14 protein-coding genes are annotated in these 16,269 nt (G+C 44.1%); all 14 read left to right on the top strand.

The genetic code is table 11. The annotated features are described in order from the left end of the window. Positions 1-122 precede the first annotated feature (122 nt). The 14 genes from LRR81_RS05755 (at position 123) to LRR81_RS05690 (ending at position 16,261) form a co-directional block, all read left to right on the top strand. On the top strand, positions 123-377 hold the full coding sequence (locus LRR81_RS05755; protein ID WP_231788318.1) for a YlmC/YmxH family sporulation protein: 255 nt from the start codon (positions 123-125) through the stop codon (positions 375-377). A gap of 347 nt (positions 378-724) precedes the next feature. Beyond that, a complete protein-coding gene (gene dpaA / locus LRR81_RS05750; RefSeq protein WP_231788317.1) occupies positions 725-1,627 on the top strand; it encodes a dipicolinic acid synthetase subunit A in 903 nt (300 codons plus the stop codon). Further along, positions 1,624-2,223 carry a dipicolinate synthase subunit B gene (gene dpaB / locus LRR81_RS05745; RefSeq protein ID WP_231788316.1) on the top strand — a complete coding sequence of 200 codons (600 nt, stop codon included), beginning with the start codon at positions 1,624-1,626 and terminating at the stop codon, positions 2,221-2,223. Before dpaA ends, dpaB begins: the two co-directional genes overlap by 4 nt. 143 nt (positions 2,224-2,366) lie before the next feature. Then, positions 2,367-3,410 carry an aspartate-semialdehyde dehydrogenase gene (gene asd, locus LRR81_RS05740; protein WP_231788315.1) on the top strand — a complete coding sequence of 348 codons (1,044 nt, stop codon included), beginning with the start codon at positions 2,367-2,369 and terminating at the stop codon, positions 3,408-3,410. An 88-nt stretch (positions 3,411-3,498) separates the two neighbouring features. Further along, entirely contained in the window at positions 3,499-4,713 is a 1,215-nt protein-coding gene (gene dapG, locus LRR81_RS05735) for an aspartate kinase (RefSeq protein ID WP_231788314.1), read from the top strand. A gap of 12 nt (positions 4,714-4,725) precedes the next feature. Further along, positions 4,726-5,592: a 4-hydroxy-tetrahydrodipicolinate synthase gene (dapA, locus tag LRR81_RS05730; RefSeq protein ID WP_231788313.1), complete on the top strand. Its 867-nt coding sequence runs from the start codon at positions 4,726-4,728 to the stop codon at positions 5,590-5,592. A gap of 336 nt (positions 5,593-5,928) precedes the next feature. Continuing rightward, complete coding sequence (locus LRR81_RS05725) at positions 5,929-7,596, top strand: ribonuclease J (RefSeq protein ID WP_231788312.1); 1,668 nt, start codon at positions 5,929-5,931, stop codon at positions 7,594-7,596. Between the two features lie 325 nt (positions 7,597-7,921). After that, positions 7,922-8,650 carry a ClpP family protease gene (locus tag LRR81_RS05720; protein ID WP_408631589.1) on the top strand — a complete coding sequence of 243 codons (729 nt, stop codon included), beginning with the start codon at positions 7,922-7,924 and terminating at the stop codon, positions 8,648-8,650. Beyond that, positions 8,647-8,871 (top strand): YlzJ-like family protein, encoded by a 225-nt coding sequence (locus LRR81_RS05715; protein ID WP_231788311.1) that lies wholly within the window; start codon positions 8,647-8,649, stop codon positions 8,869-8,871. The genes LRR81_RS05720 and LRR81_RS05715 overlap by 4 nt, the downstream gene beginning before the upstream one ends. 171 nt (positions 8,872-9,042) lie before the next feature. Next, on the top strand, positions 9,043-11,391 hold the full coding sequence (locus LRR81_RS05710; RefSeq protein ID WP_231788310.1) for an FtsK/SpoIIIE family DNA translocase: 2,349 nt from the start codon (positions 9,043-9,045) through the stop codon (positions 11,389-11,391). 260 nt (positions 11,392-11,651) lie between these two features. Then, positions 11,652-12,377: a GntR family transcriptional regulator gene (locus LRR81_RS05705; protein ID WP_231788309.1), complete on the top strand. Its 726-nt coding sequence runs from the start codon at positions 11,652-11,654 to the stop codon at positions 12,375-12,377. 90 nt (positions 12,378-12,467) lie between these two features. After that, complete coding sequence (locus tag LRR81_RS05700; protein ID WP_231788308.1) at positions 12,468-13,526, top strand: BMP family lipoprotein; 1,059 nt, start codon at positions 12,468-12,470, stop codon at positions 13,524-13,526. Positions 13,527-13,691: 165 nt separating this feature from the next. After that, a complete protein-coding gene (locus tag LRR81_RS05695; RefSeq protein ID WP_231788307.1) occupies positions 13,692-15,218 on the top strand; it encodes an ABC transporter ATP-binding protein in 1,527 nt (508 codons plus the stop codon). After that, complete coding sequence (locus LRR81_RS05690; protein WP_231788306.1) at positions 15,215-16,261, top strand: ABC transporter permease; 1,047 nt, start codon at positions 15,215-15,217, stop codon at positions 16,259-16,261. The genes LRR81_RS05695 and LRR81_RS05690 overlap by 4 nt, the downstream gene beginning before the upstream one ends. Positions 16,262-16,269: the final 8 nt, after the last annotated feature.

Here is a 16,269-nt window from a genome sequence, read left to right as displayed (position 1 = left end):
CGGCATTTTTTTGGAGCAGCTGAATTTTCACCATAACCAAACGCAGCAAAAAGCTCTTTTGCAGAAAATCACAGGCATGTTCCGGCTAATTGCTTCTATAAATAGTAAAAAGGAGTGATGGAATGAGGCTGAGTGAATTAAGCGGCAAAGAGATTGTTGATGTGAAGAGAGCGGAAAGGCTGGGAGTTCTTGGCCAGACAGACCTTGAGATCAATGAGCAGACAGGGGAAATAACAGCTTTGCTCATTCCTGCACTAAAATGGTTTGGCTTCAGGAAGCAGGGAGATGAAATCAGGGTAGCCTGGCAGCACATAGGCAAAATAGGCGCTGACATGATCATATTGGATATGCCTGATGAAGACAAAAAAAACGGATGACTTTCCTTGTCATCCGTTTTTTTGTTTGGCTCTGTTAATGAAGAATGCTGATATATAAACTTTGTTGATCTACGGAGACTCCTGCGAAAGCAGCGGGACAGGAGACCCCGCATGCGCTAAAGCGCAGAGGAGGCTCACCTCCCGCCCCGCGGAAAGCGGACGCCTGAGTACTGCAATCAACAGCCAAATTTAACTAAGCCAATAGTTCAATCTTTGCTCCGCTAAAATTGGAAAAACAGCAGGCGGATGAAGACTGTCAATCACCCAGCGGAAGGGATTTACATATGATGTTGGAGTAGAAGTCTCGTCAATCTTCCGGGAAGGGAAAAAGAAGGTGAACATACAGCATGTTGACAGGATTGAACATCGCTGTCATTGGCGGAGATGCAAGACAGCTTGAGGTCATCCGCAAACTGGCAGAGCTGCATGCAAAATTATGGCTGATAGGATTTGAACAGCTTGACCATGGCTTCACAGGCACAAGCAAAGCGAAATTGGAAGAAATGGATCTTTCCAGAATCGATGCAATTATTCTCCCTGTAGCAGGAACAAGTTTAAGCGGTCAAGTCGATACGATCTTTTCAAATGACAACATTATTCTGACGGCTGAATTGCTAAAGAAAACATCTGAAAAATGCGTCATTTATTCCGGCATCAGCAATTCTTATTTAACGTCTGCTGCAGAAAAGGCAGGCAGGAAGCTGGTACAGCTCTTTGACCGGGATGATGTAGCTATTTACAATTCTATTCCTACAGCGGAAGGCACGATCATGATGGTGATCCAGCACACAGATTATACTATTCATGGATCAAATATCGCTGTACTTGGTCTTGGAAGAGTTGGGATGAGTGTAGCAAGGACTTTTGCGGGGCTCGGCGCAAAGGTAAAAGTCGGGGCAAGAAAATCAGCTCATCTTGCAAGGATATCTGAAATGGGGCTCAGTCCGTTCCATTTGGATGACCTGAAAGAAGAGGCAAAAGCTGCAGATGTCATCATTAATACGATTCCTCACCTTATCGTAACAGCAGAGGTCATTTCCAATATGCCGCATCAGGGGTTAATTATCGACCTTGCTTCAAAGCCAGGGGGCACAGACTTCGCTTTTGCAGAAAAACAGGGCATCAAAGCGATGCTCGCTCCAGGGCTTCCTGGAATTGTTGCACCAAAAACAGCAGGCCAAATTATAGCCGGCGTGCTTTCTCATCTGCTTGCCGAACAGCTTCCAAAAAGGAGTGAAGAAAAATCATGAAACTGAAAAATAGACGGATTGGATTTGGACTTACCGGCTCACATTGTACTTACGATGCTGTTTTTCCTGAAATTCAAAGGCTTGTTGCTGAAGGAGCTGAAGTTCTTCCGGTAGTCACGCATACTGTGCAGGCTACTAACACAAGGTTCGGCGATGGTGCAGAATGGATCGCAAAGATTGAGGAAGCAACAGGGCATAAGGTGATTGACAGCATCGTAAAGGCAGAACCTCTCGGACCCAAAATCCCGCTGGACTGCATGGTCATAGCCCCCCTTACAGGAAATTCTATGAGCAAGCTTGCCAATGCGATGACAGATTCTCCTGTCCTGATGGCAGCTAAAGCGACAATGAGAAATCATCATCCTGTTGTGCTCGGCATCTCGACAAATGATGCTCTCGGATTGAACGGGGCGAACTTGATGAAGCTGATGGCAGCCAAAAATGTTTTTTTCATTCCTTTTGGCCAGGATAATCCTTATAAAAAACCGAATTCAATGGTGGCAAGAATGGAGCTTCTGCTTGATACTGTAGAAAGCGCCCTTAAAGGAGAACAGTACCAGCCGCTCATCATTGAACGGTTCAGGGACGAAGAATAACCAATTTGCTTTAAGGGCTTTGTTCCTCAAAGAAAAACGTTAACGCCAGGCTGTTTTCTATGGTAGAATATTACCTAACATCAAATTTTACAGCGAATATTGATGCTTTATGATTGGATTTGCGGAAGGAGATGCGGTAAATTATGGAAACGAATGGTTACCGGATTGCAGTTGTGGGAGCATCTGGCGCAGTCGGCCAGCAAATGCTTAAAACATTGGAAGAGAGAGATTTTCCGATCTCCGAAATCAAGCTGCTTTCATCTAAGCGGTCTGCAGGAACAAAGACTGTTTTTAAAGGAAAAGAACTTGTCCTTGAAGAGGCACTGCCTGAAAGCTTCGAGGGTGTTCAAATTGCATTGTTCAGCGCCGGCGGCAGTGTTTCAAAGGAGCTTGCCCCTGAAGCAGTGAAACGCGGTGCTGTTGTTATAGACAATACAAGTGCGTTCAGAATGGATCCTGATGTTCCGCTCGTTGTCCCTGAAGTGAATGAGGAAGACATTAAAAAGCACAGCGGCATCATTGCAAACCCTAACTGCTCCACGATCCAGATGGTTGCGGCTCTTGAGCCGATCCGTGCTGCATATGGACTGAAAAAAGTTGTTGTGTCAACATACCAGGCGGTTTCAGGTGCCGGCACTAAAGCGGTGGATGAACTGAAAGAACAGGCACAGGCCATTCTGAAGGATGAAGAATATACACCAGAGCTTCTCCCTGTTAAAGCGCTTGAGAAGCATTACCAGATCGCCTTTAACGTGATTCCTCAAATTGATAAATTTGAAGAGAACGGCTATACTTTTGAAGAGATGAAAATGATCAATGAAACGAAAAAAATTATGCATATGCCAGAGCTGAAAGTGGCAGCTACTTGTGTAAGGCTGCCTGTTGTTACAGGACATTCTGAATCTCTGTACATTGAAATTGAAGAGGAAGGCCGGGATGCAAAAGACATTAGAAAGCTCATGGAAAATGCACCCGGCATAACACTTCAGGATGATCCGGAGAATCAGGTGTATCCTATGCCTGCATTCAGTGAAGGAAAAAACGATGTGTTTGTGGGCAGGATCCGAAATGATCTTGATCAAAGCAACGGCTTTCATTTATGGGTTGTTTCCGATAATCTCCTTAAAGGAGCAGCTTGGAATTCTGTTCAGATTGCAGAAAGTTTAATTAAACTGAAATTAATCTAAAGGCTAATGAAGAGGAGAGAGTGAGGATCAGCCTGCTCTCTTCTCTTTTGCAGTACAGCATTTTTCCGTCCGGGGTGAATTGACAGAAATGAAAATTATTGTACAGAAATTCGGAGGCACTTCAGTTAAAGACGATACAGGGCGGAAGCTTGCACTGACCCATATCCAAGAAGCGCTTGAACATGGCTATAAAGCAGTAATCGTTGTTTCCGCAATGGGCAGAAAAGGCGATCCATATGCTACTGACTCCCTGCTGAATTTGCTTTACAGCGGCCCTGAGATGGTATCTAAGCGGGAACAGGATATGCTTCTTTCATGCGGAGAAACCATTTCTTCGGTTGTATTTTCGAGCATGCTGAATGAAAACGGCATTAAGGCAGCTTCCTTAACAGGAGCACAGGCTGGTTTTCTGACAAGCGCTGATCACACAAATGCCAAAATTATTGAAATGGACTGCACCAGAGTGAAGCAGGTTCTTGAAACACATGATGCTGTCGTCGTGGCAGGGTTTCAGGGAGCGGCACCGAACGGTGATGCAACAACCCTCGGCAGGGGAGGAAGCGATACCTCTGCGGCGGCATTAGGTGCAGCACTTAACGCAGAATACATTGATATTTTCACAGATGTGGAAGGTGTCATGACAGCTGATCCCCGGATAGTGGAAGCAGCGCGGCCCCTTACATCTGTCACATACACAGAAATTTGCAATCTTGCCTATCAGGGAGCGAAAGTCATTCATCCGCGAGCGGTGGAAATTGCCATGCAGGCAAAGGTTCCAATGAGGATACGGTCCACGTATTCCAAAGAAACCGGTACGCTGATCTCTTCCCGTCAAAGCAGAAATCAAGGCAGTGACGTGCATGAACAGATGATTACAGGGATCGCCCATATGCCGAATGTGACACAGATCAAAGTTCCTGCAAAAGAGGGAACATACAATGTGCAGACAGAAGTGTTCAAAGAGATGGCGAAAAACGGAATCAGCGTTGATTTCTTTAATATTACGCCAAGCGAAGTTGTCTACACGGTAAATGGTGAAGTCAGCTTAAAAGCAATTGAGCTTCTTGAAAATCTTGGATACGAGCCTATTGTCCGCCATCATTGTGCGAAAGTGTCAACAGTCGGGGCTTCCATTATGGGAGTGCCGGGTGTAATGTCAAGGATTGTGGCAGCTCTGTCAGAAAAAGAGATCCAAATTCTTCAATCGGCTGACAGCCACACTACCATATGGGTGCTTGTAAAGGAAGAAGATATGATCAAAGCAGTAAATGCCCTTCATGAATGCTTTGAACTATACAAATAAGGAGAATGAAGCATGATTAGTTTTGGGAAAGTATCAACTGCAATGGTAACGCCGTTTGACAGCAGCGGGAATATTGATTTTCAAAAAACCACAGCTCTGGTGGAATATTTAATTCACAATGGAAGCGACTCTCTTGTTGTAGCAGGTACAACCGGAGAATCTCCAACTCTTTCATCAGAAGAGAAAATAGCTCTTATTAAGCACACAGCTGAGATTGTTAAAGGGAGAATTCCTGTGATAGCCGGAACAGGATCCAATAATACTCTCGCTTCAATTGATCTGACTAAAAAGGCGGAAAAAGCAGGCGCTGACGCCATTATGCTTGTTGCTCCTTATTATAATAAGCCGAGCCAGGAAGGAATGTACCAGCATTTCAAAGCCATTGCTGAAGCAACAAGCCTGCCTGTTATGATCTATAATGTTCCGGGAAGAACAGCTGTCAGCATCGCACCGGAAACAGTTATAAGGCTTGCTGAGATCTCTAATATTGCAGCTGTTAAAGACGCAAGCGGCAATCTTGAAGCCATTTCAGAAATAATTGAGAATACCCCAGAAGATTTTCAGGTCTATTGCGGTGATGACAGTTTGACCCTGCCGGTGCTGGCCATTGGCGGCACAGGCATTGTCTCTGTAGCGTCTCATCTGATCGGGAATGAAATGCAGGACATGATTCAGTCCTTCTTTATCGGTGATGTCAAAGCAGCAGCAGCCAGTCACAGAAAATTGCTGCCGCTCATGAAGCAGCTTTTTGCGGCTCCGAGCCCTGCACCTGTAAAAACAGGCCTGCAAATCAAAGGACTTGACGTTGGTCCTGTCCGCCTTCCGCTGCTTCCTCTCACAGAGATCGAACGGCAGGAGCTAACCCGGCTTTTAAAATGATTGCTGTTTGCGTGATCCATATACTTGCAACACATGCAGCGGGGCCAGCCCTTATTGGCTCTGCTGTCTTTTTTATATGTGCCTCAGAAGGCCGCTGAAATAGGAGCCTAATTGATTGGAGCGGGATCTTACATAAAAGGTAAAAGCTGGTTTTAAAGAGAAACTGGGACCGGAAAAAATGCGATAGTGCAGCAGCGGATACAGACTGGTACGGAGCCCAAAAGCACACTGGTCCAAGGCAAATGGCACGGTTAATTCTTGTATTCTGATATTGGCGTTAGTATAATGGATTCTAGTGATATGTACGGGGATATATAAATAGGGAGGATTTTGGAATTGAATCAATTACAAACAGAGAATATCAGGCTGATCGCCCTTGGCGGCGTTGGAGAAATCGGCAAAAATATGTTCGTGGTGGAAATTGGTGCGGACATATTCGTTGTGGATGCGGGTCTCATGCACCCAGAAGGTGAAATGCTGGGTATTGACGTTGTCATTCCTGATATTTCTTATCTAATAGAAAACCGCAGCAGGGTAAAAGCGGTCTTTTTGACACACGGACATGATGAAAACATCGGGGGAATTTTTTACGTTCTTCAAAAATTAAGCGTGCCTGTTTACGGTACAAAGCTCACTCTCGCTCTCGTGACTGAGAAGCTGAAAGAATACGGTATGAAGCAATCAGCAGATTTGCGAAAAATTACTACGGATTCTATCATTAAATTCGGCAAAGTAAAAATATCTTTCTTCGGTACAAATCACAGTATTCCAGACTCAGTCGGCGTTGCTTTGCATACACCACAGGGTGCAATTGTTCATACAGGCGACTTTAAATTTGACCAAACACCTGTAGGAGAGCAAACTGCTGAGATCGCGAAGATGGCGAATCTCGGAAAAGACGGTGTTCTTTGTCTTTTATCAGACAGCACCAATGCTGAAAAACCCGGATACAGCGGATCTGAATCTACTGTAGGCAAGGAAATTTCCAATGTCATTTACACGGCACCTGAAAGGGTTATCATTGCCGTATTCTCCTCTAATTTTTACCGCATTCAGCAGGTAATTGATGCTGCCCATGAAAATGGAAGAAAGCTGGTTATTGTTGGGAAAAATCTGATGAATGTTATTCAGATTGCGAGAAGGCTTGGTTATATTGCAGTTGAAGACGAGCTGTTTATAAGCATAAATGAAATGGAACAGTATGATAAAAATAAAGTGGCTATTCTTACAACAGGAAGCCACGGTGAGCCACTTGCTGCTCTGACAAGAATGGCAAAGCATTCCCATAAACAGCTGAACATTGTTGAAGGGGATACTGTCCTCATTTCAGCGACTCCGATACCAGGTCATGAACTGGCTTTTTCAAAGACGATCGATCTGCTGTACAGAGCCGGTGCCAATGTAGTGTTTGGACAAAAGCCAATTCATGTATCAGGCCACGGCCACCAGGAAGAGCTAAAATTGATGCTGAATCTTATGAAGCCGAAATATTTTATCCCTGTAAACGGTGAATACAAGATGCAAAAAGCACATGAAAAGCTGGCCCTTTCTGTCGGCATTGCAAAAGAAAATATTTTCTTGATCGAAAAAGGGGATGCGGTAGAATTTTTGCCTGAGGAAGTGAGAAACGGCAGCAAAGTTCCTTTTGGAAATGTGCTGATAGACGGACTTGGAATAGGGGATGTCGGCAATATCGTATTAAGAGACAGACGCCTCCTATCACAGGATGGCATCCTGATTGTTGTCGTCACACTTGATAAGTCCAAAAAACTCATCGTTGCAGGACCGGAAATTCTGTCAAGAGGCTTCGTTTATGTCAGGGAATCAGAAGAGCTTCTTGAAAGATCGACAGAAATCGTAGCTGAAATAGTAGATAAATGCATGAAAGATTATAACATTGAATGGTCATCTCTAAAGCTGAGCATTCGCGAAGCCCTTAATCAATATTTATACGAAAAAACAAAAAGAAGGCCGATGATTCTCCCGATTATTATGGAGGTCTGAGGCACGCGGCTTTTTAAAAGGCTACGTTAAAGGAGAACATTGATTTTTGAGCAGCTGTTGATTGGAACGGCAGGCGGGAGCAGCGGGACAGGTTAGACTCCTGAGGCGCGCCGAGGAGGCTCACCGTCCGCCCCGCAGAAAAGCGGATGCCTGGAACGGAAAATCAAAAGCCAAATTTCACAGAAGCTTTTTAAAAAAGGACCCTTTTGACTGGAAAGAAAACTTCCGGCCAGAAGGGTCCTTTTGGCATGAAAATCCTGATCACGTCCATACTAAAAAAAGGATATCGAAAGGATGGATAAAGATGACCCAGATGAACAGCAGCATGAATGACCAGCCTGCACCTGATGCACCAGGAAAAGATAATGAAAAATCCATTATGGATAAAATTCAGCAGCTTGGACAAACCAATGTTCCGCAAATGAACAATGAATCCAATATTCACTGTCTGACAATCGTGGGACAGATTGAAGGCCATATGCAGCTGCCGCCGCAAAATAAAACAACAAAATACGAGCATTTGATCCCGCAAATTGTAGCGATTGAGCAAAACCCAAAAATTGAAGGTCTTTTAGTGATTTTAAACACGGTAGGAGGAGATGTGGAAGCAGGCCTTGCGATTTCCGAAATGCTTGGCTCCCTGTCAAAGCCGGTTGTTTCCATCGTTCTAGGCGGAGGACATTCCATCGGGGTGCCGATCGCAGTTGCCTGTGATTATGCTTTTATAACAGAAACAGCGACAATGACGATTCACCCTGTCAGATTGACAGGGCTTGTGATCGGTGTGCCGCAGACGTTTGAATATCTTGATAAAATGCAGGAGCGCGTAGTGAACTTTGTTATCAAGCATTCAAATATATCAGAAGAAAAATTTAAGGAACTGATGTTTTCAAAAGGAAATCTGACAAGAGACATCGGTACAAATGTCGTCGGCTCCGATGCGGTCGAATACGGTCTGATGGATGAGGTTGGAGGAGTCGGACAGGCCATTCGGAAATTGAACAGCATGATCAGCGAAAGAAAAGATACTCAAAAGGATGAGATGCTGCAATGATCATGTATACACTTGTGCCGCAGGAGTACTTGTATCAGGAAGAAGAGCAGGGTCAAAACAGACCTCAGGCAATAGAACTGAATGGCGTTCAGATGCTTGTTCAGCCCTCCGGAGGCCAAATGTGCGAGATTGTAAGGCTGCTCAGCAGCAATCCTTATCATTACTTAGACAGCCAGTATGCGCCAGGCCAAAAAATCACCATCAGCTATCAGATGAAATAACAACGGTATTGGTAAATGTGGTATAATAAAACAGCAGTTTTGCTTAAGCAGCCAAAATGGCTGCTTTTCTTTTTTTAAAAGGAATTGCTGCAGGAAAAGCTGAAAACTAAATAAAGGATATGCCTGATACAAATCGAAATAAACGGTAGAAAGAATGTTACGGGTGATGATATGGCTAAAAAGAAACAAAGACAGAAGAAAAAACAGGCACCCGGCAAGCCTTTTCTCGCTTATGAGCTAACGGGAATTGCACTTGCTGCTGCAGCCTTGATTTCAATGGCGAAGCTTGGAATTGCAGGCATGACGTTTGTGTATGCGTTTCGCTTCCTTGCCGGAGAATGGTACATGCTCTTTTTAATCGGTATGCTCGCTGCAGGAATTTATGTATTTTGGAAAAAAGAAAAACCGGCTTATTTTACAAGGCGGATGACAGGCCTCTATTTTATCGTTTCAGGTCTCTTGCTTATGACGCACATCCGGCTTTTTGAAGGGTCCCTTGCCAAAGGAAGCATTGTTTCCTCCAGTGTAATCAAAACAACCTGGAATCTGTTTTATACGGGAATCAAAAACCATCAGACAGTGCAGGATCTTGGCGGAGGAATGATTGGAGCTGTTCTTTATGCCTGCTCCTATCTTCTATTTGCATCTGCAGGCTCCAAGATGGCGGCAGTTTTATTAATGATCATTGGCGTTCTCCTTGTTACTGGAAAGTCGCTGCAGGAAACACTGCATAAACTTCTGTCCCCTATATTTAAATTTTTCCGGCGCCAGCTGCTCGCTTTTCTGTCAGATATGAGAAATCTGCCAAAAGCGGTCAGAAAAAGAAAAGAAGCGCCTAAAACAACAAGGGCGAAGGTTTCCAAAAAGGAAAAGGCAAGCAGACAGGAACAAGAAGAGCCTGAGGAAGAATATTCAATCCAAATGGATAATAGAGAACCGATCATTTCAAGCTTTGCTGACAGAGATGAGCCTGAAGCAGAAAGAGCTGCTGACATTCCCGTTCAGGAATCTCCGATACTCGCTAAAAAGCCTCTTCAGGCTGAAGATGAGGAGCCGGCTGTTCCGATCAGGTTTACAGAAGTAGAAAATAAAGATTATAAAATACCGCCAATCTCGCTTCTAGCCCAGCCGAAGCACAGCGGACAGAGCACAGACAAGAAAAATATTTATGAAAATGCCCGAAAGCTTGAAAAAACGTTCCAAAGCTTTGGGGTTAAGGCAAAAGTAACACAGGTCCATCTTGGCCCTGCTGTAACGAAATATGAAGTATACCCTGATGTTGGCGTAAAAGTGAGCCGCATTGTTAATTTAAGCGACGATCTGGCACTTGCCCTTGCTGCAAAAGATATCCGAATTGAGGCGCCTATTCCCGGTAAAAGCGCCATTGGCATTGAAGTGCCGAATTCAGAGGTTGCCATGGTTTCACTTCGTGAGGTGCTGGAGTCAAAGTCGAATGACCGTCCTGGTGCAAAGCTTTTGATCGGGCTTGGCCGCGATATTTCCGGCGAAGCGATTCTTGCAGAAATGAACAAAATGCCTCATTTGCTTGTTGCCGGCGCAACAGGCAGCGGAAAAAGCGTCTGCATTAACGGCATTATTACAAGTATACTGATGCGGGCAAAGCCGCATGAAGTGAAGATGATGATGATTGACCCAAAAATGGTCGAACTGAACGTTTACAACGGGATTCCGCATCTTCTTGCACCTGTTGTCACAGATCCGAAAAAAGCCTCTCAGGCATTGAAAAAGGTAGTCAATGAAATGGAACGGCGCTATGAGCTGTTTTCTCATTCAGGCACCCGGAATATTGAGGGCTATAATGAACAAATTAAAAGAGGCAATGCTGAGGAAGGAACGAAAAATCCTGAATTGCCTTATATCGTTGTCATTGTTGACGAGCTGGCAGATTTAATGATGGTTGCTTCTTCAGATGTGGAGGACAGCATTACCCGGCTGTCACAGATGGCCAGAGCGGCAGGTATCCATTTAATCATTGCCACACAGCGGCCTTCTGTTGATGTTATTACAGGGGTTATTAAAGCGAATATTCCGTCAAGAATTGCCTTCAGTGTTTCATCCATGACAGATTCAAGAACCATTCTTGATATGGGCGGCGCTGAAAAGCTGCTTGGAAGAGGAGATATGCTGTTTCTGCCAACCGGCGCCTCAAAGCCTGTCAGGGTGCAGGGGGCATTTTTGTCAGATGAAGAAGTTGAAGAAGTTGTAGATTTTGTGATTGCCCAGCAAAAAGCCCAGTATCAGGAGGATATGATTCCTACAGATACAGCAAGCCCTTCAATGGAAGTGAATGATGACCTATTCGATGATGCCGTTCAGCTGATCGTTGAAATGCAGACAGCTTCTGTTTCCATGCTGCAAAGAAGATTCCGGATTGGATATACCAGAGCAGCACGGCTGATTGATGCAATGGAAGACAGGGGTGTTGTAGGCCCTTATGAAGGCAGCAAACCGAGAGAAGTACTGATGACAAAAGAACAATATGAGGAAATAAGCTCGTAGAAGGAGGAAAACGCTTAGCGTTTTCCTCTTTTTTTTATATTAAAGAGGCTTCTGCAAAATAACCAGAAAACACAGCAGCAGAGCATATTCCTAACATTAAACAAATAACAAATTATTAATATTAGGTAAATAGTGTTACGACTTTTCGACAATATTATTAATATTTTTATTTATTTCTCTATTAAAACGTGATATATTATTTTCGATTGGAAAAAGGTAGCACATCTGATGTCTGATCACTAACTGACGGGGGCTTAAGAATGAGCATAAAATCAGACAATCGTCACTTATATTTGCAAGTAATAGACAAAATCAAAGAAGATATTCAAAAAGGTGTCTATCAGGAGAAAGAAAAACTGCCGTCAGAGTTTGAACTGTCCAGAAGGCTTGGGGTAAGCAGGGCAACGCTCAGGGAAGCGCTCCGGATACTGGAAGAAGAAAACGTCATCATCAGAAGGCACGGAGTCGGAACTTTCGTTAATACCGTCCCAATGCTGACCTCTGGAATTGAACAGCTGAACAGTGTCACAGCCATGATCGAGCAGGGCAATCTGACACCTGGAACTATTTTTCTCTCATCAAGCGTGACGGGTCCGACAGAAGAAGACTTTAACCGTTTTCAGCTGGAAGAAGGCCAGGAGATTTTTCAGGTTGAGAGAATCAGGACGGCAAACAGTGAACCTGTTGTGTACTGTCTTGATAAAATTCCGCGGGATATTCTCCCTGCATCTTTCCTTACTGAACAAGAATCACTTTTTCGCCTGCTGCAGGATGAAGCAGAAAAATATATAACCTACGCTATTGCTCAGATCGAGCCGATCGGATACCACGAGAAGATCTCTCCGCTGCTTGAATGCAGCCCGGAAACAGCGCTTCTTCTTCTCAAACAAATGCATTTTGACAAAACGGACAAGCCTGTTCTCTACTCATTGAATTATTTCAGAGCTGATAAATTCAGTTTCCAGGTTTTACGCAAAAGATTATGAAAATTGCGCCTTTTAAGGGGGTGATGGGGCGGAACACGAAAGCTTTTGGGGGAATTTTGAAAGTGAAAAAACTATAGGGGGATAAATTAGATGAAAATGAAGAAAATGGGCCTGGCCCTTTCCGTTGTACTCGCGGCGGGGACAATCCTTGGAGCTTGCGGTAAGTCCGACAAGTCAGAAAGCGGATCTGCTAGTGAATTTACCGTAGGTATGGTAACTGATGTAGGCGGTGTAGATGACAAATCGTTTAACCAGTCTGCATGGGAAGGCATTCAGGAATTCGGCAAAGCCAACAATCTTGAAAAAGGAAACAAAGGCTATAACTATCTGCAGTCAGCAAGTGATGCGGATTATGCAACTAACCTGAATACAATGGTCCGTCAGAAATTTGATCTAGTTTACGGAATCGGCTTTAACCTTCAAAAAGCGATTACAGACATTGCTTCAAAGCATAAAGATACTAAATTCGCCATCGTTGACAGTGTAGTGGAAGCTCCAAACGTAGCGAGCATTACCTTCAAAGAAAACGAAGGATCTTTCCTTGTTGGTGTTGCAGCAGGCCTTACAACAAAAACAAACAAAGTCGGCTTTGTCGGCGGAGTGAAAGGCGATTTGATCGGCAAGTTTGAAGCAGGATTTACAGCAGGCGTGAAAGCTGTAAACCCTAAAGCGCAAGTTGATGTTCAATATGCAGGATCCTTTGCTGCAGCAGATAAAGGAAAAGCGATCGCGGCTTCTATGTACGGCTCAGGCGCTGACATCATCTATCATGCATCAGGTGCAACAGGAAACGGTGTGTTCTCTGAAGCGATTGATGAAAAAGTACAAGATCCAAACAGAGAAATCTGGGTAATCGGTGTTGATAAAGACCAGCACGATGAAGGCAACGGCAAAACGAAAGACGGAAAAGAATTTAACGTTACTTTAACATCAATGGTTAAGCGTGTTGACGTAGCAGTGAATGACCTTTCTCAAAAAACAAAAGACGGTAAGTTCCCAGGCGGAAAAATTATTGAATACGGCCTGGATCAAAACGCTATCGGCATTGCACCTACCAAGGACAACCTGAAAGAAGATGTAATTAAAAAGGTTGAAGAGTACCAGCAGAAAATTGCCAAAGGCGAAATTACTGTTCCAACTAAACCATAATGTTTGCTAAAAGAAAAGGCTGGAAATCTTTCTAGCCTTTTTCTTAAGCAAAAAGCTGCAAAATCCGCGGCTGAAAGAGGGCAATGGCCTGATTGCCTTTTTTCAGCTGTTGATTTAAACAGCATGCACAGGCACCTTAAGCGCACCAAAAAGGAGTGAAAAATAGTGGAATACGTCATTGAAATGCTGGGCATCCGGAAGGAATTCCCCGGTATTGTTGCAAACAATAATGTGACCCTTCAAGTTAAAAAAGGTGAAATACATGCTCTGCTTGGAGAAAACGGAGCAGGAAAATCAACATTGATGAACGTGCTCTTCGGACTTTATCAGCCTGAAAAAGGCGAAATCAAAGTAAAAGGGCAAACCGTCCACATTTCTAATCCTAATATAGCAAATGATCTTGGAATAGGTATGGTACATCAGCATTTCATGCTTGTCAATACTTTTTCAGTAACAGAAAATATTATATTGGGAAGCGAACCTTCAAAGCTTGGGAAAATCAATTTGAAGGAAGCAGAAGAAAATGTGCGGAAAATTTCTGAGAAGTATAAATTGTCGGTTGACCCCACAGCGAAAATCTCAGATATTTCAGTCGGCATGCAGCAGCGGGCAGAAATTTTGAAAACGCTCTTCAGAGGAGCTGACATTCTGATCTTTGATGAGCCGACAGCAGTGCTGACTCCGCAGGAAATTAAAGAATTATCAGGAATTATGAAGGCGCTTGTCAATGAAGGGAAATCCATTATTTTAATCACCCATAAGCTGAAAGAAATTATGGAAATTTGCGACAGAGTAACTGTTATCCGCAAAGGAGAAGGAATAGACACTGTCAATGTTTCTGACACAAATCCGAATGAGCTAGCCTCTTTAATGGTTGGACGCGAGGTGCTTTTCCGCACGGAGAAAGTTCAGGCTGTTCCTAAGGAAGCTGTATTGCAAATTAATCAATTGACTGTGAAAGACAGCCGCCAGGTTTCTGCCGTCAACGGGCTTGATTTAACTGTCCGCGCCGGGGAGATTGTCGGCATTGCAGGTGTAGATGGAAACGGACAGTCAGAATTGATTGAGGCCATTACTGGACTGAAAAAAATAGACAGCGGCCATATTCTTCTGAACGGCAAAGACATTACAGACCTGAAACCGAGAAAAATCAGTGAAGCAGGGATCGGTCATATTCCTCAGGACCGCCACAGGCATGGGCTTGTGCTTGATTTTCCGATTGGAGAAAACATGGTGCTTCAGACATATTACCAAAAGCCCTTCTCTAAAAGAGGCATCATGAATTTCAAAGGAATATATGAGCATGCTGCAAGGCTTATTAAAGAATTTGATGTTAGGACGCCAAGCTCTGAAACACCGGCAAGGGCACTTTCAGGAGGAAATCAGCAAAAGGCGATTATCGGGAGAGAAGTTGACCGAAACCCTGATCTTCTGATTGCCGCACAGCCAACACGCGGGCTTGATGTCGGAGCCATCGAATTTATCCATAAACGGATCATTGAACAGAGAGACAACGGGAAAGCAGTCTTGCTCTTATCATTTGAACTGGAAGAAATTTTAAACCTCAGCGATAAAATTGCCGTTATTTATGAAGGTAAAATTATTGCTGAAGTGGATCCAAAAGAAACGACAGAGCAGGAGCTCGGCCTGCTGATGGCAGGAAGCAAGCGCAGAGAAGAGGTGCAACAATGAAGCTCTACCGGTATTTTAATCTGCTGATCCCTATTGTTTCCGTACTGCTTGGATTATTGTGCGGTGCGGTCATCATGCTTGTCAGCGGATATGATCCCATTCTTGGGTATGAAGCACTGTTCAACGGAATTTTTGGCGACCCCTTTTATATAGGAGAAACTGTCCGCCAGCTGACACCGTATATTTTGACAGGTCTTGCTGTTGCTTTTGCCTTTCGTACAGGCCTATTCAACATCGGCGTAGAAGGCCAGGTTATTGTAGGATGGCTTGCTGCAGTTTGGGTAGGGCTGGCGTTTGATCTGCCAAAAATCATTCATCTGCCGCTTGCCGTTCTTGCAGCCATTATAGCAGGTGCGCTGTGGGGCTTTGTTCCGGGCTATCTGAAAGCGCGGTTCAAAGTGCACGAAGTTATTGTCAGCATTATGATGAACTATATCGCTCTTTATGTAACCAACTATCTTATTCAAAATGTGCTTACAGACAGCAAGGACCAAACAGAGCTGATTCATCCGTCAGCATCGCTGAAATCGGATTTCCTAGCCTCAATAACAGGAGATTCCAGCATGCACAACGGTATATATATTTCTATAATCGCAGCGGCTGTGATGTGGGTGCTTCTTGAAAAAACAACAAAAGGCTTTGAACTCCGCGCTGTCGGCTATAACCAGGATGCCGCTCATTATGCTGGTATGAACGTAAACCGCAATATTATCCTGTCCATGGTTATTTCAGGAGCTTTCGCCGGAGTAGCAGGAGCTATGGAAGGCCTTGGAACTTTCAATTATGTATCTGTGAAATCCGCCTTTACCGGCATTGGATTTGACGGGATTGCGGTTGCGCTTCTCGGAGGCAATACGCCAATCGGAATCATTTTTTCCGCTTTCTTGTTCGGTGCTTTGAAAATTGGTGCTCTGAATATGCCGATGGAAGCTAATGTCCCGAATGAGCTCGTCGAGATTGTCATTGCACTCATCATCTTTTTTGTAGCGTCCAGTTATTTTATCCGCTGGATACTGCTTCGTTTTAAAAAGGAGGGGAAATAAGTGAGCAT

The organism is Metabacillus kandeliae, from assembly GCF_021166585.1.
Taxonomy (GTDB): Bacteria; Bacillota; Bacilli; order Bacillales; family Bacillaceae; genus Metabacillus_B; species Metabacillus_B kandeliae.
Note: the sequence above shows the minus strand (reverse complement) of the source record. Positions and strands in the feature narration are given on the sequence as shown.

What these genes read in the sequence shown, in the direction of transcription:
- dapG (WP_231788314.1), top strand. Translation starts at nt 3,499, where the DNA reads ATGAAAATTATTGTACAGAAATTCGGAGGCACTTCAGTTAAAGACGAT.
- LRR81_RS05705 (WP_231788309.1), top strand. Translation starts at nt 11,652, where the DNA reads ATGAGCATAAAATCAGACAATCGTCACTTATATTTGCAAGTAATAGAC.
- dpaB (WP_231788316.1), top strand. Translation starts at nt 1,624, where the DNA reads ATGAAACTGAAAAATAGACGGATTGGATTTGGACTTACCGGCTCACAT.
- asd (WP_231788315.1), top strand. Translation starts at nt 2,367, where the DNA reads ATGGAAACGAATGGTTACCGGATTGCAGTTGTGGGAGCATCTGGCGCA.
- dpaA (WP_231788317.1), top strand. Translation starts at nt 725, where the DNA reads ATGTTGACAGGATTGAACATCGCTGTCATTGGCGGAGATGCAAGACAG.
- LRR81_RS05715 (WP_231788311.1), top strand. Translation starts at nt 8,647, where the DNA reads ATGATCATGTATACACTTGTGCCGCAGGAGTACTTGTATCAGGAAGAA.
- LRR81_RS05710 (WP_231788310.1), top strand. Translation starts at nt 9,043, where the DNA reads ATGGCTAAAAAGAAACAAAGACAGAAGAAAAAACAGGCACCCGGCAAG.
- LRR81_RS05755 (WP_231788318.1), top strand. Translation starts at nt 123, where the DNA reads ATGAGGCTGAGTGAATTAAGCGGCAAAGAGATTGTTGATGTGAAGAGA.
- LRR81_RS05720 (WP_408631589.1), top strand. Translation starts at nt 7,922, where the DNA reads ATGAATGACCAGCCTGCACCTGATGCACCAGGAAAAGATAATGAAAAA.
- dapA (WP_231788313.1), top strand. Translation starts at nt 4,726, where the DNA reads ATGATTAGTTTTGGGAAAGTATCAACTGCAATGGTAACGCCGTTTGAC.
- LRR81_RS05700 (WP_231788308.1), top strand. Translation starts at nt 12,468, where the DNA reads ATGAAAATGAAGAAAATGGGCCTGGCCCTTTCCGTTGTACTCGCGGCG.
- LRR81_RS05690 (WP_231788306.1), top strand. Translation starts at nt 15,215, where the DNA reads ATGAAGCTCTACCGGTATTTTAATCTGCTGATCCCTATTGTTTCCGTA.